A 17,742-nucleotide genomic window follows, 5' to 3' on the forward strand; every position below is an offset into this window, starting at 1 on the left:
GGGTATCGGGTTCCCACATTCATCCGCACATGTGCGGATGAATGTGGGAGGTGTTCGGATAAAGTTGATAATCAAGGCCGAGGCTGTGCTCAAAAACTTTTTTAAAATTCTCGGTTGACCGGAACGCGTCCTTGGTTATACTAATCAAGCCTTGAAACGAGGCACACCTCAAATGGCTGGGTAGCTCAGTTGGTAGAGCAGAGGACTGAAAATCCTCGTGTCAGGGGTTCGATTCCCTTCCCCGCCACCTTGAATTGACTAGGACCTCTGCAAAGGGGTCCTTTTCTTTTATGCAGCCCCCACATGGAATCGAACCCCGTGAGGGCGCGGAGCTGAGTAAACGCGTAAGCGTTTGCCAGCGCAGCTCGCAAGGCGCGTAAGCGCCGCAGCGGTCCGTCCGCGCAGCGCGCGGACGCGATTCCCTTCCCCGCCACCTTGAATTGACTAGGACCTCTGCAAAGGGGTCCTTTTCTTTTATGTAGGGTTCTGCGGAAACTGCGTCCCAGAATAAGGGCTCAGAACGGGACACACTTTCCGGTGCCTGCCTCCGGCGCGCGTACACACCTCGTCGCACCATTCCGAGCCCGCCCGCCCCAGACATTCCTCCCACTTTCGCGTCACTTTACAGACCGTTCGGTCGCCTGTCCGCACACGCGGGTATACTCAAAACGATACTTATCCTATGCAATACGATGCGGGTTCGACCTGCATGATCCGAAGGGGGCAGTGATGGAGAGGATACTCGGCGTTAATCTCTCTGGCTGGTTTATTCCCGAGCCTTGGGTGACCCCGTCGCTGTACGCGGCGACCGGTGCATCCAACGCGGCCGAGCTACAGGAGGCCATGGGTACCGCCGCCTATAACGAGCGCATGCGCCGCCATTACGAGACGTTTGTGAGCGAGGACGATTTTCGTCGCATGGCGCAGATCGGTCTCAATGCCGTGCGTCTGCCGGTGCCCTGGTATGCCTTTGGCTCACAGGAGTCCGATGCCTCCTACATATCGGTTGTCGATTACATCGACCGCGCAATTGAGTGGGCTGCCAAGTACGACATCCGCGTGCTGCTCGATCTGGCAACCGTGCCCGGTGGCCAGGGCGATTCCAACGATTCGCCCACCACGCCGGAGGCTGTTGCCGAGTGGCATTCGTCCACCAACGGCCGTCATGTCGCACTCGACGTGCTCGAGCGCTTGGCCGATCGCTATGGCGAGGCCGAGAGCCTGCTGGGCATTGAGCTGCTGGACACGCCGCAGATGAGCGTTCGCAAGAGCCTCTTCACCATGACGGATGGCATTCCCGCTCACTACCTGCGCAATTTCTATCGCGATGCCTACGAGCTCGTCCGTTCGTATATGCCCGAGGATAAAATCGTCGTCTTCTCGTCGTCGGGGCATCCCAGCGAGTGGAAGCATTTTATGCGCGGCGCCAAGTACAAGAACGTCTACATGGACCTTCACCTGTACCATTACCGCGACGAGTATGCGCTCGACATCACGAGCCCTCGCGGGCTGACGACGGCGATTTCGCGTAACAAGCGCGAGCTTAAAGAAGCGATTTCGACTGGGTTCCCCGTGCTGGTGGGCGAATGGTCGGGCGCGGCGATCTTTGCCAACTCGTCGGTTACGCCCGAGGGCCGCAATGCCTACGAGCGCGTGTTTATCGCCAACCAGCTGGCTTCGTTTGCGCCGGCTGCCGGTTGGTTCTTCCAAACGTGGAAGACCGAGAAGCGCATTGCAGCATGGGACGCCCGCGCGGCGCTCGGTACGCTCGAGCGCGGCATGATTGAATAGGTTGATATGACGCAAAACAGCGCCCATACGGGCAAACTCTATGTGGTCGGCACGCCCATCGGCAACCTAGGCGACCTGTCCCCGCGCGTTGGCGAGGCCTTTGCCGCCGCCGATGCCATTTGCTGCGAAGACACGCGTGTGACGTCAAAGCTGCTGATGCACCTGGGCATTTCCAAGCCGCTTGTCCGTTGCGACGAGAATGTGATCGCTAGCCGCGCTGCCGGCCTGGTCGACCGTCTGCTGGCGGGGGAGACCCTCGCCTTTGCCTCGGACGCCGGCATGCCGAGCGTGTCCGATCCCGGCCAGGCGCTGGTCGAGGCGGCGCGTGAGGCCGATGTACCCGTCGAAGTTATTCCCGGGCCCTCTGCTTGCGTCACGGCGCTTGTTTCGTCCGGCATTCCCTGCGAGCATTTTTTCTTCGAGGGCTTTTTGGGCCGAAAGCACGGCGACCGTGTGCGCCGTTTGCAGCGCCTTGCCGTGGTGCCCGGCGCACTCATCTTCTACGAGTCTCCACATCGCATCGTGGCGACGCTCGAGGCCGTGGCGGAGGTCTTTCCCCAGCGTGAGGTTGCCGTCTGCCGCGAACTCACCAAGCTGCACGAGGAGGTCTTGCGCGGGCTCGCTGCCCAGCTTGCCGAGGAACTGCGCGCTCGCGGCGAGGTAAAGGGCGAGATCGCGCTGGTCATCGCGCCGCCGAGCGAGGATGAGGAGGCCGGTATCGTGCCGGTCGGCGCCACGGCAGCGGATCCCGACGAGGCCCTGCGCGAGGATATCCGCGCCGCGCTCGAGGAGGGGGAGCCCGCGTCTGCGGTGGCCAAGCGCCTGTCTCAGAAGTATTCGCGCCGCAAGCGCGATGTCTATGCCATGGTGCTCGATATGCAATAGATGGAGGATATCCAGCCCTTGCGCTAGAATCATCCTCTGTATGCAACGTTTTTCTGGAGGACAAACCCCATGGATCAAAGCAAGCCTTCGTTCTTTATCACGACGCCCATCTACTACGTCAACGCCGATCCGCACCTGGGCACGGCTTATTCCACCATCATCGCCGACGTTCAGGCTCGCTATCGCCGTTCCGCCGGCTATAACGTCAAGTTCCTGACCGGCATGGACGAGCATGGCGAGAAGGTCGCCGAGGCCGCAGCCAAGCATGGCATGACGCCGCAGGAGTGGACCGATAGCCAGGCCCCGCACTTCAAGGAGCTTTGGAGCAAGCTCGAGATCTCCAACGACGACTTCATCCGCACCACCGAGCCGCGCCAGCATCATGCCGTGCAGTACCTGTGGGAGCGCATGAAGGAGTCCGGCTACCTGTATAAGGGCAGCTACGACGGTTGGTATTGCGTGCCTGACGAGACCTACTTCACCGATACGCAGGTCCAGAAGGGCGACGAGGAGTACGGCAGCGTCGGCCAGCACCTGTGCCCCGACTGCCACCGTCCGCTTGAGCGCGTGCAGGAGGAGTCCTACTTCTTTAAGCTTTCCGCTTTCCAGGACAAGCTGCTCAAGCTTTACGACGAGCACCCCGACTTTGTCGAGCCTGCGTTCCGCATGAACGAGGTACGTAGCTTTGTCGAGGGCGGCCTTAATGACCTTTCCGTGAGCCGTACGAGCTTTGACTGGGGCATTCAGGTCCCGTTTGACGAGGGTCACGTGACCTACGTGTGGTTCGATGCGCTGCTCAACTATATGACGGCCGTCGGCTACGGTGTCGACACCGACGAGGCGCGTGCCGAGCTGGCCTATCGCTGGCCCGCGCAGTTCCACATCGTGGGCAAGGACATCATCCGCTTCCACTGCGTCATTTGGCCCGCCATGCTCATGGCCATCGGCGAGGCCCTGCCCGAGCACGTCTTTGCCCACGGCTTCCTGACCGTGCGCAATGCCGAGACCGGCAAGGCCGAGAAGATGTCCAAGAGCCGCGGCAACGCCATCGCTCCGCAGGACGTTATCGACATGTTGGGCGTCGAGGGCTATCGCTACTACTTTATGACCGACGTCGTCCCCGGCACCGACGGTGCCATCAGCTTCGATCGCATGGAGCAGGTCTACAACGCCGACCTGGCCAACAGCTGGGGCAACCTTATCTCGCGTTCGCTCAACATGAGCGGCAAGTACTTTGATGGTTGCGCGCCCGCCAAGCCCGCATCGTTCGATGCGTTCGACAACCCGCTGGCAAAGATCGCCGATGGCCTGGTCGAGCGCTACATGGCCAAGATGGACGTGCTCGATTACGGCGGAGCCAAGGACGAGGTCATGGAGCTCATCCATGCCGCCAACCACTACATCGAGGACTCCGAGCCTTGGGCACTTGCCAAGGACGAGGCCAAGGCTGACGAGCTGGCGTTTGTGATCTACAACCTGCTCGAGGCCATCCGCATTGCCGCTCACCTGCTGATGCCGCTCATGCCCCAGACTTCTGCCGAGGCTCTGCGCCGCCTGTCCTGCGAGGACGAGGCCGCGAGCGACGACCTCAAGGGCATTTGCGCTTGGGGCCTGCTTGCTGGTGGTCAGCCCGTCGAGAAGGGCGATCCGCTGTTCCCGCGTCTGGGCTAAGACGCCGCGCGCCATATCGGCAATTTGCTGTTTAGATGTAAGGGCATGGCCGCAACGGTCCATGCCCTTTTGCTTTACGATGCAGCCACCATGTTAAGGAGGCAACCATGACAACTTCGCCTTTGGCAAACCCCACGGCAACCAGGGAGCTGCTGGAGGAGTTTGGCCTTGCGACCAAGCATCGCTTGGGCCAGAACTTCCTAATTGACAACCATGTGATCGAGCGTATTTGCGAGCTTGCCGAGCTTGCGGGCGATGAGCGCGTGCTCGAGGTTGGCCCAGGTGTTGGCACGCTCGCGCTTGCGCTGCTGCAGGAGGCATCGTGCGTCATGTCGATCGAGGCCGATCCCGAGCTCGAGCCGGTGCTCGATGCCCATGCCGCTGACTATGCCAACTTCCGTTTTATCATGGGCGACGCGCTCAAGGTGGGCCCGGAGCAGATTGAGCAGGCTGCGGGCGGTGAGCCGACGGTGTTTGTCGCGAACCTGCCCTATAACGTGGCGGCGACGATCATTTTGCAATTTTTCCAGACGATGCCGGCGCTCAAGCGTGCCGTCGTCATGGTGCAAAAGGAGGTTGCCGATCGCATTGCCGCAGTGTCGGGCAACAAGACCTATGGCGGCTATACGGCAAAGCTCGGCCTGTATGCGCAGGTGACGGGCCGCTTTGAGGTGCCGCCGCGCTGCTTTATGCCGGCGCCGCACGTGGACTCGGCCGTCGTGCGTATCGACCGTGTTGACGGTGTGGTGCCCGAAGGACTCGATCGCGAATTTGTGGCCCGCGTGATTGATGCTGCATTTGCCCAGCGTCGCAAGACCATCCGCAATTCCATGAGCGCCAACGGCTTTGCCAAAGACGTGCTCGATGCCGCCTTTGAGGCTTGCGGTATCGCACCCACCACGCGCGCCGAGACGCTTGACGTTGCCGACTTTGTCCGTCTGGCCCAGGAGCTAATCCATGATGCCTAATGCCGAACGTGTGACGTTTACCAAGAAAAAGAAGACGGTTGCTTGTCCCGTGCCCTTGGCACCGCTTGCCGACACGCATGCGCATCTGCTTTCGTTCTGGGGCAAGGATGTGCTCGAGACACTCGTGCGCGCCAAAGCCGCGGGCGTCGACCTGTTGGTGACGATGCTCGACCCCATCGCCGACAAGCGCAGCGTGACGGACTATAGCGACTGGCTGACGCGCGAGATTCTGCCGATGCAGGATATCCCGCAGATCAAGTATCTTGCCGGCGTGCATCCGTATGGCGCGCCGGATTATACCGATGACATTCACGCGCAGGTTGTTGCTGCGCTCGATGACCCTTTGTGCGCCGGTATTGGCGAAATCGGTCTGGACTACCACATGGACTATGACGACGATATCGCGCCGGCACCCCATAACGTGCAGATTGACTGCATGGCGCGCCAGCTCGAGCTTGCCGTGTGTCGTAACGTGCCGGTGGAGCTGCATCTGCGTCACGAGGACATGGACCAGGAGCGTACCTCGCACGTGGACGCCTACAACGTGCTTCGTGAGGTGGGCGTGCCCCAGGCCGGTTGTGTGCTGCACTGTTTTGGCGAGGACCGCGCCACGATGGAGCGCTTTGTGGAGCTGGGCTGCTATATCGCCTATGGTGGTGCGGCCACCTTTAAGCGCAACGACGACGTGCGCGAGGCATTTGCGGCAACCCCACTCGATCGAATTTTGTTCGAGACGGATTGCCCGTATATGGCTCCGGAGCCCATCCGCGGTCTTGAATGCGAGCCCGCAATGATCTCCATTACGGCAAACGCGCTGGTTAACGACCGTGTCGATCGCACTGGTGAGGACGCCGAAACAATCGCGCATGCCGCTTGGGAAAATGCCTGCAAACTTTTTCAAAAATAGTTCTTGCGTTCGCGGTGGCGCTCCGTTATTCTAATTCCTGCACGCGGGCGTGGCGGAATTGGCAGACGCGTACGGTTCAGGTCCGTATGGGGGCAACCCCATGAAGGTTCAAGTCCTTTCGCCCGCACCATTAAATGAAAGAGCTCCCAGCAATGGGAGCTTTTTTGTTATGTGCCCATCGCGGGGACTTGAACCTGCGGAAGGAGCGAGCGTCAAGAAAACGCGGAGCGTTTTTAGCGAGCTGGCGAGGACGCCGGCAGACGGCCGAGGCCGGTGCGGATCCGCGAAGCGGATACGCGGACGTCCTTTCGCCCGCACCATGGATTGAAAGAGCTCCCAGCAATGGGAGCTTTTTTGTTATGCACGATCTCCTTGGACGGGTATCCTAATGCCAACGTGTGCCTATCAGAGGAGAGACCATGCTGTTTTCCGGTATCATCGCCGCCCTTACCAGCCTTTTGATTCCCATCATCATCCTGTTGTTGCTGCTCCCCAACGCCTGCTACGTCGTTGAGCAGCAGCACGCTGTGATCATCGAGCGCTTGGGTAAGTTCAATCGTATCGTCAACGCGGGCTTCCACGTGAAGGTGCCCGTGATTGACCGCAAGGCCGCCACGGTGAGTCTGCGCACCATGAAAAATGGTTTTGGCATCGACGTTAAGACCCAGGACAACGTGACCATTGGCCTTGAGGTCTCCGCTCAGTACCACGTGAGCTATGACATGGGCGCCGGCCCGGCAGATTCGGGCATCTACAAGAGCTACTATATGCTGCAGGAGCCCGTCGACCAGATGCGCGACTTCATCACCGACGCCCTGCGCTCCTCCATCCCCGTCTACACACTCGATGAGGTCTTTGCCAAGAAGGATGACATCGCCAAGGATGTCAACGCTACCGTTTCCGAGCAGATGGCCGCCTACGGCTTCACCCTCGTGTCGACGCTCATCACCAAAATCGCACTGCCGACCGAGGTTGAGAACTCCATGAACGACATCAACGCCGCCCAGCGCAAGCGCGCTGCGGCACAGGAGCTCGCCGAGGCCGATCGCATCAAGCGCGTCACCGAGGCGACCGCCGAGGCCGAGGCTATGGAAAAGGCGGGCGAGGGCATCGCCAACCAGCGCAAGGCCATCGCGCTGGGTATCAAAGATTCGCTCGAGATCATCCAGGAGACGGGTGTCGGCAATGACGAGGCCAACCAACTGTTCATGTTTACGCAGTGGTCCGAGATGATGACGGAGTTCGCTCGCACGGGTAAAACCTCGACGGTCGTGCTGCCGAGCGACTTTTCGCAGTCGGCCTCGATGTTCGAGCAGATGCTGGCCGCCGGCAAAGTTCAAAACGATTCGAAGGAGTAGACGCGCGTGAAATACACCGTCGTTTGCGTCGGTAAGCTCAAAGAGCGCTTTTGGAAGGACGCGTGCGCTGAGTACACCAAGCGCCTAGGTGCCTATGCCAAGGTGGATATCCGCGAGGTGGCCGATATCGACCCGGCTAAGGCGGGCGGCGTGGATGCCGCGCGCGACAAGGAGGGGGCGGCGATTCTTGCCGCCTTGCCATCTCGAGCGCATTTGATCCTGCTGGCTATCGAGGGCAAGGAGCGCTCGAGCGAGGAGTTTTCGGCGAGGCTCGACGATCTTATGCTGCGAGGCAGCAGCGACATTGCCTTTGTAATCGGCGGTTCGGACGGCGTGAGTGATGAGGTGCGCGCCCGCGCCGACGAGATGCTCAGCTTTGGACGCATTACCTTGCCGCATAACCTGGCGCGTGTGGTGCTGCTAGAGCAGATTTACCGTGCCTGCAAGATCAGTCGTGGCGAGCCGTATCACAAATAGGTCGGCAATACGAAACAATGGCGTGGGACAATACCTTTCGTTTTGAGGAATGTGTCTGAAAGGACTATGAGATATGAAGATTGGATTTGTCGGTTTTGGCAATATGGCGAGCGCTATGGCCGATGGCTGGATCGCTGCCGGTGTAGCTGCGAGCGACATGTGCGCCTGCGCGGGTCGCTACGACGCGCTGGTTGAGCGCTGCGAGGCGCGCGGCATGGTCGCCTGCCACGATGCCGCCGAGGTTGTCGCCGCATCCGATATCGTGGTCGCTGCGGTCAAACCGTACATGATCGAGAAGGTATTCGCCCCGCTCAAGGATGCTCTTGCCAAAAAGGTCGTTCTGTCGGTTGCCTGGACCTGGGACAGTGCCAAGTGGGAGCAGGTCCTGCCGGGCGTCGCGCATATCTCGACGGTGCCCAACACGCCGGTTTCGGTAGGCGAGGGCGTCATCGCCTGCGAGAAGGCTTCGACGCTTAACGACGAGCAGCGTGCTGTGGTGCTCGACCTGCTCGGTAAGCTTGGCGCTGTCGTCGAGCTCGACACAAGCCTGCTGTTTGTGGGCGGCACGGTGGGTGGTTGCGCTCCGGCGTTTGTCGCCATGGCAATCGAGGCCCTGGGCGATGCGGCGGTCAAGCACGGTATCCCGCGTGCGGATGCTTATCGCATTGTGAGCCAGATGGTGCTGGGTACGGCAAAGCTGCAGCTTGCAACTGGCCAGCATCCTGCGGCGATGAAGGATGCCGTATGCTCGCCCGGTGGTGCCACCATCAAGGGCGTCGTTGCGCTCGAGGACGCCGGCATGCGCAGCGCCCTGGTCAAGGCAATCGACGCAACCCTCCAGTAAAACCGACCAAAAAAGGGACAGGTTTATGTTGGCAGGTTTTTCCTGCGGTTTTGTCCTTTTAGCGAAAAGTGCCCCGCAACTGGCTCAATTCCAGTTGCGGGGCACTTGCGTTTGCCCAGATAAAACCGACCAAAATAAACCTGTCCCTTTTTGGCAGGTTAGTCCCAGAAGCTGTCTTCTTCGTCCTCGGACTTGGGGCCGCGGTCGACATACATCTTATGGGTGCGCTTCTCCATTACAAAGGCAATAATCGCAAACAGCAGGATGCCGCCGGCGAAAAGGATGGCAAAACCGGTGCGGGTGCCAAACAAAAAGGAAAAAACTGCGTCCATTGGGTGCCTTCTTGCGTAGTTGAGTTGGGTCGTAAACGCTCATAAGTATATACTTGCCCATACATGTACAAGGTTGCAACCTAAATGGAATGTATATCGCCGGAGGATCTAATGCTTGATATCAAGTTTGTTCGCGAGAACCCCGATGCCATCGATGTCGCCATGGCTAACCGCCAGACGTCTTGGGATCGCGAGAAGTTCTTTGAGCTCGACGACGAGCGTCGTGCCGTCATCACTGAGGTTGAGGAACTTCAAGCCACGCGCAATGCCGAGTCCAAGAAGATCGGCGTCCTGATGAAGGAGGGCAAGAAGGACGAGGCCGAGGCCGCCAAGGAGGCCGTGCGCGCCGTCAACGAGAAGATTGACGGTCTGGCCGAGCGTCGTACTGCCCTCGAGCAGGAGCAGTACGACTTCATGGCTCACCTGCCCAACATTCCTTGCGAGGCCACGCCGTACGGCAAGGACGAGGACGAGAACATCGAGCGTCGCCGCTGGGGCACCCCGCGCGAGTTCGACTTCGACTTTAAGCCGCACTGGGATCTGGGCACCGACCTCGACATTCTTGACTTCGAGCGCGGCAACAAGCTCTCCGGCAGCCGTTTCACCGTTCTCGGTGGCGCCGGTGCCCGCCTGGAGCGTGCCCTCATCAACTTCTTCCTCGATACGCACACCAGCCGTGGCTTCAAGGAGTGGTGGCCGCCTATCGTCGTCAAGCGTCAGACCATGTTTGGCACGGGCCAGCTGCCCAAGTTCGAGGACGACGCCTATCACGTCTCGGGCGACAACTTCCTGATCCCCACCGCCGAGGTCGTGCTTACCAACCTGCACGCCGGCGAGGTCCTCGATGCCGACACCCTGCCGCGCCGCTACACCGCCTTCACCCCCTGCTTCCGCGAGGAGGCCGGTTCCGCCGGTCGCGACACCCGCGGCATCATCCGTCAGCACGAGTTCGACAAGGTCGAGATGGTCAAGTTCGCTAAGCCGGAGGAGTCCGACGAGGAGCTCGAGAGCATGACCGCCGAGGCCGAGTACCTGCTGCAGCAGCTGGGCCTTCCGTATCGCGTGATTAGCCTGTGCACCGGCGACTTGGGCTTCTCTGCCCGTCAGACCTACGACGTTGAGGTCTGGCTGCCGAGCTACAACGCCTACAAGGAGATTAGCTCCTGCTCCAACTGCGGTGACTTCCAGGCTCGCCGCGCCAACATCAAGTATCGCGACCCCGAGAACTTCAAGGGTTCGCGCTACCTGCACACGCTCAACGGTTCCGGCCTGCCGGCCGGCCGCACCATGGCTGCCATTCTGGAGAACTACCAGAACGCCGACGGCACCATCACGATTCCCGAGGTTCTGCGTCCTTACATGGGCGGTCTCGAGAAGATCGAGCCGGTCGCGTAACTTGGCTGCATAGGGGATATGCAAGGGCGCTCCTTCGGGGGCGCCCTATTTCGTGCGCAGGTCCATATCATGCCGTGCGGACAGCTCAATAGAAAACACACGAACAACTGTTCTGTATACAGCTATCTACCTGTTATGCTTTTGCTAAATAAGAGCGAGAGAAAGGGGACGCGATGGAGCTGTTTGATGATCGGGTGGTTTTGTTTGAGAGCGACGAGGGTGGGGAGTACCTGCTTGTAACGTGTGAGCCGTCTGGCATGGGTGGCCTGGTGGTTCGACAGACGAGTGAGGGTCCGTTGACACAATGGTGTTTTGAGGAGTCGCCGCATGTGGTCGAGACCTTTGTGACGCACGTGGGGCTTGTGGCGCTGGAGCACTTCTATGGAGTTGGGACTTCCAACCAGGTCGCGCGCATGCTGAGCATCTCGTTTGCCGATTATGATTGTGCCCAGCGGGTGAGATCGCTCCTGAGGGAACTTGATGCCAAGTTTGACGTGATCGAAAAGCCAATCGATCGTACGGGGAACGGCGGTATATGCGGAGCAGCATGACAAAACTGCGTTTCACAAAAAAGTTTGAGATTGAGCTTGACTCCAATAAGCTAAAGTGGTTTTATATGTCTTGCGCTGCGGCGTTACCTCAGCTGGATAGAGGGTCTGACTACGAATCAGAACGTCATAGGTTCGAATCCTATACGCCGCACCAATCGAACTTGAAGCCTCCGGCAACGGGGGCTTTTCTTTTACGCCGGCACCGCATGGATTCGAACCTCGGTCGAGGCGCGGGCGTCAAAAAAACGCGGAGCGTTTTCAGCCCGCGGGCGAGTCCGCCGGCAGGCGGGCGAAGCCGGTGCGGATCCGCGAAGCGGATGCGCGGAATCCTATACGCCGCACCAATTGAAATCGAAAGCCTCCGGCAACGGGGGCTTTTCTTTCACGCCGGCACCGCACGGATTCGAACCTCGGTCGAGGTGCGAGCATCTTAATCATCACTTCGTAAAATTTTTCCAAATTGTCGCTTGACCCATCGAGGGGTCACGTGCATAATAATCCGTGCGTTGCGGCGTTACCTCAGCTGGATAGAGGGTCTGACTACGAATCAGAACGTCATAGGTTCGAATCCTATACGCCGCACCAATTGAGTTTTAAGCCTCCGGAAACGGGGGCTTTTCCTTTACGGGGGCATTGCGGAGATTCGAACCTCGTTCGAGGCGCGAGCGTCAAGAAAACGCGGAGCGTTTTTAGCGAGCGGGCGAGTCCGCCGGCAGGCGGGCGAAGCCGGTGCGGATCCGCGCAGCGGATGCGCGGAATCCTATACGCCGCACCAACTGAACTTTAAAGCCTCCGGTAACGGAGGCTTTTCTTATATCGCGATGCGTCGAAGATAGCATCAAGTGGTCAAAATGAGTAAAAATCAAATTTGATAACTTTTTTCGAAAATTGCTTGACCTTTATTCAGTCGATGTGCATAATAATCAACAAGTCGCGGCGTTACCTCAGCTGGATAGAGGGTCTGACTACGAATCAGAACGTCATAGGTTCGAATCCTATACGCCGCACCAATTGAAATTGAAAGCCTCCGGCGACGGGGGCTTTTCTTTTATGCCGCCACCGCATGGATTCGAACCTCGGTCGAGGCGCGGGCGTAAAGAAAACGCGGAGCGATTTTAGCCCGCGGGCGAGCGCGCCGGCAGGCGGGCGAAGCCGGTGCGGATCCGCGCAGCGGATGCGCGGAATCCTATACGCCGCACCATTTGAGATTAAAGCTCCCGGCAACGGGGGCTTTTCTTTTACGCCAGCTTGAGTGCTTTCGTCCAAAGGGACGATTTCCTGTCGACTCGTGTAAGATTCCGAGTAGGTGTCGCGGCCCGTCCGCGACCACTCCTTCTCTCAACGACCGATCAGGGTGATATTTCGTGGCAGAGCGTCCGACATACAGGCTCAGGTTTCTCGATCCCAAAAAGCGCTTTCCGGCGATGCCCGAGCAGCCTGCGGGGCGCTCATATGGCGTGGTCTGGAAACTCTTTGGCGAGGACCAGCATGAATCTTGTTATGTCGTCGAATTCGTTGGCAAAAGTCATGTGTCGCTTTTGGGCTACGTAAGCGTTTCGGGTGAGGTGTACAAGGTGGACCGCCCCGTCTGCGAGGCTCCGCTGCCCAACGATCCCGACATGGAACTGGTCCTTGACGAGTCGGATTCCAGTATTGGTGAGATTATGGTAAGGGAAGCCAACGGTGCAATGCGCGCGTGTGCGCAAACTGCCGGCTCTCCCGAAGGCCCCATGCGCGAGCAGTCCGACCACGAGACATGGAATTCGACCCGCGCCCTTCCTTACGGCGAGTTCATGGCCTCGATGTTCTTGCGCTACGTGATATTTGCCAACTCCGAAAGCGCTATTGTGAACACGGCGGACGCCGGCGGACTCGACGAGGGTATGCAAAACGTAGTCGACAAGATCAAGCTCGTAAAGTTGCCCGAGCCGGTCGAGGTGTTTTTGGGCTTTAACACGGCACCGCTCCCCGATGCTATCGAGACGCTGCTTTACCGCGTTGACCATGCCGAGAATCCGAGCGGTATCGAGCGCTATGCCGCCGCCCTTATGAGCGAAATTGACTTGCCCCGCCTGCGCACCATCGCTGCCAAGTCCGAGATGAGCCTGGCTCGCATTGATCGCTCAAAGATTTTCTATCTCAATTTTGATCGTAGCCTGCTGGACCAGGACGAGATTGACATGCTGCTTGCCGTCGAGTGCCGTCTCAACCGCCTCTCCGGCATCCTTGAGCGCATCGGGGCCGGATTGGTCCCTACGGCATCCTCGCCGAGCCTTGAGGGCTGCGCGCTCTTTGATGCGTGGCATATCGCCAAGACGACCAACGATGTTCCCCGACTGCTCGATACGGCTTCGAGCGATAACCCGTGGGGCAAGCCGGGTACGGTGGCTTGCCAGCCGGGCGGCGAGTGGGACGTGCGCACCCGTTTTGCGCGAATCGTTGAGGCGCTCAACGTGGTCACGCGGCTCGACTATACCTATCGGGCAAACGTTGCCGAGGGGATTATGCTCGTTCGGTTTGGGCAGTCTGTCGTTGATGCCATGCCGCAACGTGAATACGACGCTCAGGATGACGCCTGGCGCGAGCTGGACGAGGACACGCGGGCGATCTGGGCCGCGGAGCACGATGCGCGCGTGGCACTCACGCTTGCGGCAGCGTGTTTTGCCGCGGGCACCTGCATCACGCGCTGCTATGTGCAGATTGCTGCTACCGACAGTGAGCAGGGCGAGCGCGTTGTCGCAACGTATTTCTTTGGGCGTGCGGCCTATCTGGCCGATTGCGTGCCTGTCGCCAAGGATCTTGAGAGCATGGACATGGACGATATGCCGTGCAAGCGTGTGCTTGAGGCGTATGAGTCAACCGCTCCGGAGACGATTGAGCCTGCGGAGGTTCATGCTCGTCCGCGTGATGACCATCGCACGCTGCCGCCGGCGCTGCGCAATCTGCTGCTTGCCGATACGGCTGACGAGTTGGAGGTCATGGAAGAGGACGACGACCCATACGTGGCCCGTGTTGTTGAATTGCGCGAGCAGGCAAAAGTCGACCGTACAGGTGCTTTTGAAGGCTTTTCCCGTCTTGTCGAGGAGTTGGAGGCTAAGTGCGCCGTCGCCGAGCTTTTGGCGACAGGTCCGGTTCAAACGCAGTTTTGCGATAACCAGCTGGTGCGCATGGTGCTACCGGTGTTGGAAGAAGACCGCTCGGTGCGGATCCTTCGTGCGCCCGATGCGCTGTACTTTGCCCAGCACGAGATTTGCAGCTTTTACGCCGAGCAAGAGGACTTTGAACGAGCACTGCCCGAGGTGCGCCATCTTTACGATCTGGCGCGCTCGTCCATGCAATCGCACTTTGCGCTCATCAACGTGCTTGCGCGTCTGGAGCGCTTTGACGAGATTATCGAGGTGGCGCGCCACGGCCTACGTATTGCCAGCGATCGTTCTGCAATTGGCTACCTGTTCTACCGCTTGGCGTTTGCCTATTGGAATTGCGATCAGCTCGACCTGGCGCTGGCTTGTTACCGTCTGGTGCCGCGCGGTGAGGAATCGGGCAGCAGCGCGCTGGAAGAAATGCAGGGCCTTATGAACGAGATGGGCGTCAGCGAGCCTCCGACGTTCGAGGAAGCGGTCGAGACCATCCGCAAGGCTGGACTCGAGCTGCCGCCAGTGTCCGCCGTGACGAATCAGCTTGCAGATGCCGCTGTTCAACTGGTCGACAACGGCTTCTTTTTCCTGGCACGCGGTTGCATCTTCCAAATGTGGCGCACCATGGGCAACGACGAGCTCGGCTCCTTCAACCGCTCGCTGGGGTAGGCGAAGCCTCCAAGGAGGAAAGGATGCTAGGCAATTAGAAAATTTCCTCTTGCCCATCCTTGGCTGTTTGGTTACTATAGAACGGCTGTTACGGAGAGCTGACCGAGAGGCCGAAGGTGCTCGCCTGCTAAGCGAGTATGCCCCAAAAGGGCATCTGGGGTTCGAATCCCCAGCTCTCCGCCAGTTTAACTTTAAAGAAGGGTCCCATCGGGGGCCCTTTTTTATTATCGAGAAAGGGCGCTGGGGATTCGAACCCGAGAGGGCACGGGCGTTAAGCAAACGCGAAAGCGTTTGTAGCCCGTGGGCGAAAAGCCGCCAGGCTTTGAAGCCGGAGGGCATGCGTAGCATGCCCGGACATCCCCAGCTCTCCGCCAGTACGAATTTAAAGAAGGGCCCCATTTGGGGCCCTTTTTTTGTGTGGAGAAAGGAGGCTGGGGATTCGAACCCTCAAAAAAAGAGGCATCCTTTCGGACGCCTCCTTTCAGTGGGCTGATTATTCTTGCGCTCTACACCTCAGGAGCCTTGGCGACGGTCTCGCTCTCTGCCGCAAGTGGGCGGTTGTCGATGCGGCGGCCCAAGCGATCGAGCTTCACGAGCAGCCATTCAATGGGATTCGGCCCCGAGCCTTCCTCGTCGGCAACCAAATCCACGACGGCAATCTTGGTGCCATCCTGCTTGAGTGTAACGCTGCCTACCTTGTCGCCCACATGCACCGTGCCCGAAAGATCGTCGTAGCTAACCTTTTCGGTCACCTCGCCGGCAAGAGAAAACACGGTCGCTTGCGCCGTGGGATCGGCGAGCGTGGCGTCGATTGTCTTGTCCGTCCAATCTGTCTGGCTAATGCGTGCCATAAGCGGGTTGCCGTTGGCGGTCTTTTCCTGCGTGTTGGCGATCGCGACCGTGACCTTGTGGCCGTAGTACCAATTGGCAAGGGTTGCGGTATCGGTAAAGCGCTGGTCGGTGGTGGTGGAGTTCAAAACGACGGTGTAGATCTCGTCGCCGTCGCGGTTGTAGGCGCTCGTAAAGCAATAGCCCGCGTCGTCGGTGGTGCCGGTCTTGCCGCCGATGTTGCCATCTTGGCCCAGCAAATAGTTATGCGTGTCCATGGAATGCGAATGGTCGGTGCCGTCGGCGCCCGTGACCTCGATCCAGGAATCCTCGCTCGCTACGACCTCGCGGATCGTGTCGTTTTTCATGGCCTCCTGCATCATCAGCGCCACGTCATGTGCGGTTGAGTGCATATCGCCAGCCCACTCATCAAAGTCCAGACCATGCGGGTTTTCAAAAAGCGTACCGGTGCAGCCGAGCTTCTTAGCGCGCTCGTTCATGGCCTTCACAAATGTGGCCTCGGCGTCTTTGGTCTTAGGGTCGATCTTCTTGCCCACATATTCGGCGAGCACGATGGCGGCGTCGTTGCCCGAGGGAATCATCAGGCCGCGCAGTGCCTGCTCCACGGTAAGCTCGTCGCCTTCGAGCAAGCCGGCGGTCGAATTACCCACGGTGGCTGCGGCGTTGCTTACCGTGACCTTCTCGTCCATCTTGCAATTCTCGACGGTTAGGATCGCGGTCATGACCTTGGTGATCGAGGCGATCTTGACCTGCTCATCGGCGCCACGGGCATAGTAGACGGTGCCGTCTTTGCCCATGACGAGGGCATTGGTCGCATCGATATCGGGCAGGTTTTCGGCCGTGATGCCGCGCGCATCGGCGGTTTTGCCGCAGACATTGTCGGTCATGAGCACTTGGGCGCCGGCGACGGTGGGCACGCCAGCGGCAAGGGCGATAGCGCAGACAAAGCCGGCGGCAAGCTGGGCTGAGCGCTTTGCAAAAGAGGTGAGGGACTTCACGGATTTCGCTTTCGACGGGATGGTCTCTTCTGGAACTAGAGTATATCGTTTGCCGGCGTCGGCGATCATCGCGTGCGTGCGTGGCCCACATCCGCGCCCGAACGGGCACAAGGGTGCTTAAGGCCGACTTAATCACCCACGCTTGTTGTGTGTGGCATGCGTCGCCTCGGGCATAATGGAGCGCGAGAGGAGCACGCATGAACGAGCGCATTTTGGTAGTTGATGACGAAAAGGCCATCGCCGACTTGGTTGGTATCTACCTTACAAAAGAGGGCTTTGATGTCCAGATTGCCTATAGCGGGGCCGATGCCGCCAAGGCAATCTTGGAGCAGGAGTTCGATCTGGCGCTGCTGGATGTCATGCTGCCCGATATCGATGGGTTTGAGCTGCTGCGTACAATCCGTTCCAGCCATACCTATCCCGTGATCATGCTGACGGCGCGCGATGCCCAGCAAGACAAGATCGAGGGCCTTTCGCTTGGCGCGGACGATTACGTGGTTAAGCCGTTCCGTCCGCTGGAGCTCATCGCGCGCGTGCACGCTCAACTTCGCCGCTACACCAGCTACGGTAGCCGTGCACAGGCGGCCGAGTCGCCGACCATTCAGCTCGACGGCCTGGAGATCAACCGCGATGCTCGTTCCGTGACAGTGGACGGTTCACCGGTTCGCCTCACGCCCATCGAGTATTCCATCTTGCTGTATCTGGTCGAGCATCGCGGCAGCGTGGCGGCCGTGGAGGACCTGTTCCGCGCGGTGTGGAACGAGGACTTTATGCCCGGCTCCAACAATACGGTGATGGTGCACATTCGCCACCTGCGCGAAAAGATCGGCGACGACGCACAAAAGCCGCGCTTTATCAAAAACGTCTGGGGCGTCGGCTACATAATCGAATAGCGCCTTTGATGGTGGGG

The 17,742-nt window shown here is 59.3% G+C and carries 14 protein-coding genes and 6 tRNA genes; 18 read left to right on the top strand and 2 right to left on the bottom strand.

Annotation, left to right across the window (positions count from 1 at the left end; genetic code table 11):
* The first annotated feature begins 174 nt into the window (after positions 1-174).
* The 10 genes from GT571_RS08150 to proC all read left to right on the top strand — a co-directional run bounded on the left by GT571_RS08150 (position 175) and on the right by proC (position 8,901).
* Positions 175-247: transfer RNA gene (locus GT571_RS08150), tRNA-Phe, on the top strand.
* Between the two features lie 482 nt (positions 248-729).
* Positions 730-1,791, top strand: a complete 1,062-nt coding sequence (locus GT571_RS08155; RefSeq protein ID WP_055309641.1) for a glycoside hydrolase family 5 protein — start codon at positions 730-732, stop codon at positions 1,789-1,791.
* A 6-nt stretch (positions 1,792-1,797) separates the two neighbouring features.
* Positions 1,798-2,676, top strand: a complete 879-nt coding sequence (gene rsmI, locus GT571_RS08160) for a 16S rRNA (cytidine(1402)-2'-O)-methyltransferase (RefSeq protein ID WP_118206060.1) — start codon at positions 1,798-1,800, stop codon at positions 2,674-2,676.
* A 69-nt stretch (positions 2,677-2,745) separates the two neighbouring features.
* Positions 2,746-4,347: a methionine--tRNA ligase gene (gene metG / locus GT571_RS08165; RefSeq protein ID WP_161156560.1), complete on the top strand. Its 1,602-nt coding sequence runs from the start codon at positions 2,746-2,748 to the stop codon at positions 4,345-4,347.
* A gap of 107 nt (positions 4,348-4,454) precedes the next feature.
* Positions 4,455-5,315: a 16S rRNA (adenine(1518)-N(6)/adenine(1519)-N(6))-dimethyltransferase RsmA gene (rsmA, locus tag GT571_RS08170; protein WP_161156562.1), complete on the top strand. Its 861-nt coding sequence runs from the start codon at positions 4,455-4,457 to the stop codon at positions 5,313-5,315.
* Positions 5,305-6,222: a TatD family hydrolase gene (locus GT571_RS08175; protein ID WP_161156564.1), complete on the top strand. Its 918-nt coding sequence runs from the start codon at positions 5,305-5,307 to the stop codon at positions 6,220-6,222. Before rsmA ends, GT571_RS08175 begins: the two co-directional genes overlap by 11 nt.
* Positions 6,223-6,265: 43 nt before the next feature.
* A tRNA-Leu gene (locus tag GT571_RS08180) sits at positions 6,266-6,352 on the top strand.
* 289 nt (positions 6,353-6,641) lie between these two features.
* The gene (locus GT571_RS08185) at positions 6,642-7,580 is read left to right on the top strand and encodes an SPFH domain-containing protein (RefSeq protein WP_055250521.1); all 939 of its coding nucleotides are present in this window, start codon (positions 6,642-6,644) and stop codon (positions 7,578-7,580) included.
* 6 nt (positions 7,581-7,586) lie between these two features.
* Positions 7,587-8,057 carry a 23S rRNA (pseudouridine(1915)-N(3))-methyltransferase RlmH gene (gene rlmH, locus GT571_RS08190; RefSeq protein WP_161156566.1) on the top strand — a complete coding sequence of 157 codons (471 nt, stop codon included), beginning with the start codon at positions 7,587-7,589 and terminating at the stop codon, positions 8,055-8,057.
* A gap of 73 nt (positions 8,058-8,130) precedes the next feature.
* Positions 8,131-8,901, top strand: coding sequence for a pyrroline-5-carboxylate reductase (proC, locus tag GT571_RS08195; protein ID WP_089572672.1), 771 nt, complete (start codon positions 8,131-8,133; stop codon positions 8,899-8,901).
* Positions 8,902-9,059: 158 nt separating this feature from the next.
* Here proC and GT571_RS09955 read toward each other — a convergent pair whose 3' ends face one another.
* Complete coding sequence (locus GT571_RS09955) at positions 9,060-9,233, bottom strand: DUF6724 family protein (RefSeq protein WP_168170424.1); 174 nt, start codon at positions 9,231-9,233, stop codon at positions 9,060-9,062.
* Positions 9,234-9,344: 111 nt separating this feature from the next.
* Between GT571_RS09955 and serS the strand changes: the two genes are divergently transcribed.
* The 7 genes from serS to GT571_RS08230 all read left to right on the top strand — a co-directional run bounded on the left by serS (position 9,345) and on the right by GT571_RS08230 (position 15,168).
* Positions 9,345-10,628: a serine--tRNA ligase gene (gene serS / locus GT571_RS08200; RefSeq protein ID WP_161156568.1), complete on the top strand. Its 1,284-nt coding sequence runs from the start codon at positions 9,345-9,347 to the stop codon at positions 10,626-10,628.
* A gap of 173 nt (positions 10,629-10,801) precedes the next feature.
* The gene (locus tag GT571_RS08205) at positions 10,802-11,179 is read left to right on the top strand and encodes a hypothetical protein (protein ID WP_022094533.1); all 378 of its coding nucleotides are present in this window, start codon (positions 10,802-10,804) and stop codon (positions 11,177-11,179) included.
* Positions 11,180-11,256: 77 nt separating this feature from the next.
* A tRNA-Arg gene (locus GT571_RS08210) sits at positions 11,257-11,333 on the top strand.
* Positions 11,334-11,687: 354 nt separating this feature from the next.
* Positions 11,688-11,764: transfer RNA gene (locus tag GT571_RS08215), tRNA-Arg, on the top strand.
* 348 nt (positions 11,765-12,112) lie between these two features.
* Positions 12,113-12,189: transfer RNA gene (locus GT571_RS08220), tRNA-Arg, on the top strand.
* A gap of 354 nt (positions 12,190-12,543) precedes the next feature.
* Entirely contained in the window at positions 12,544-14,985 is a 2,442-nt protein-coding gene (locus GT571_RS08225) for a tetratricopeptide repeat protein (RefSeq protein WP_147579408.1), read from the top strand.
* A 92-nt stretch (positions 14,986-15,077) separates the two neighbouring features.
* Positions 15,078-15,168, top strand: a tRNA-Ser gene (locus GT571_RS08230).
* 323 nt (positions 15,169-15,491) lie between these two features.
* Here GT571_RS08230 and GT571_RS08235 read toward each other — a convergent pair.
* The gene (locus GT571_RS08235; RefSeq protein WP_161156570.1) at positions 15,492-16,832 is read right to left on the bottom strand and encodes a serine hydrolase; all 1,341 of its coding nucleotides are present in this window, start codon (positions 16,830-16,832) and stop codon (positions 15,492-15,494) included.
* Between the two features lie 197 nt (positions 16,833-17,029).
* On the opposite strand from GT571_RS08235, the gene GT571_RS08240 reads away from it, so the two are divergent.
* Positions 17,030-17,725 (top strand): response regulator transcription factor, encoded by a 696-nt coding sequence (locus GT571_RS08240; RefSeq protein ID WP_099432635.1) that lies wholly within the window; start codon positions 17,030-17,032, stop codon positions 17,723-17,725.
* The last annotated feature ends 17 nt before the right edge of the window (positions 17,726-17,742 follow it).

The organism is Collinsella aerofaciens (genome assembly GCF_009876115.1).
In the GTDB taxonomy this organism is placed as follows: domain Bacteria; phylum Actinomycetota; class Coriobacteriia; order Coriobacteriales; family Coriobacteriaceae; genus Collinsella; species Collinsella aerofaciens_N.

Excerpts from the sequence above, each read along its gene's own strand:
- GT571_RS08155 (WP_055309641.1), top strand. The coding sequence starts at position 730 with ATGGAGAGGATACTCGGCGTTAATCTCTCTGGCTGGTTTATTCCCGAG.
- rsmI (WP_118206060.1), top strand. The coding sequence starts at position 1,798 with ATGACGCAAAACAGCGCCCATACGGGCAAACTCTATGTGGTCGGCACG.
- metG (WP_161156560.1), top strand. The coding sequence starts at position 2,746 with ATGGATCAAAGCAAGCCTTCGTTCTTTATCACGACGCCCATCTACTAC.
- rsmA (WP_161156562.1), top strand. The coding sequence starts at position 4,455 with ATGACAACTTCGCCTTTGGCAAACCCCACGGCAACCAGGGAGCTGCTG.
- GT571_RS08175 (WP_161156564.1), top strand. The coding sequence starts at position 5,305 with ATGATGCCTAATGCCGAACGTGTGACGTTTACCAAGAAAAAGAAGACG.
- GT571_RS08185 (WP_055250521.1), top strand. The coding sequence starts at position 6,642 with ATGCTGTTTTCCGGTATCATCGCCGCCCTTACCAGCCTTTTGATTCCC.
- proC (WP_089572672.1), top strand. The coding sequence starts at position 8,131 with ATGAAGATTGGATTTGTCGGTTTTGGCAATATGGCGAGCGCTATGGCC.
- GT571_RS09955 (WP_168170424.1), bottom strand. The coding sequence starts at position 9,233 with ATGGACGCAGTTTTTTCCTTTTTGTTTGGCACCCGCACCGGTTTTGCC.
- serS (WP_161156568.1), top strand. The coding sequence starts at position 9,345 with ATGCTTGATATCAAGTTTGTTCGCGAGAACCCCGATGCCATCGATGTC.
- GT571_RS08205 (WP_022094533.1), top strand. The coding sequence starts at position 10,802 with ATGGAGCTGTTTGATGATCGGGTGGTTTTGTTTGAGAGCGACGAGGGT.
- GT571_RS08240 (WP_099432635.1), top strand. The coding sequence starts at position 17,030 with ATGAACGAGCGCATTTTGGTAGTTGATGACGAAAAGGCCATCGCCGAC.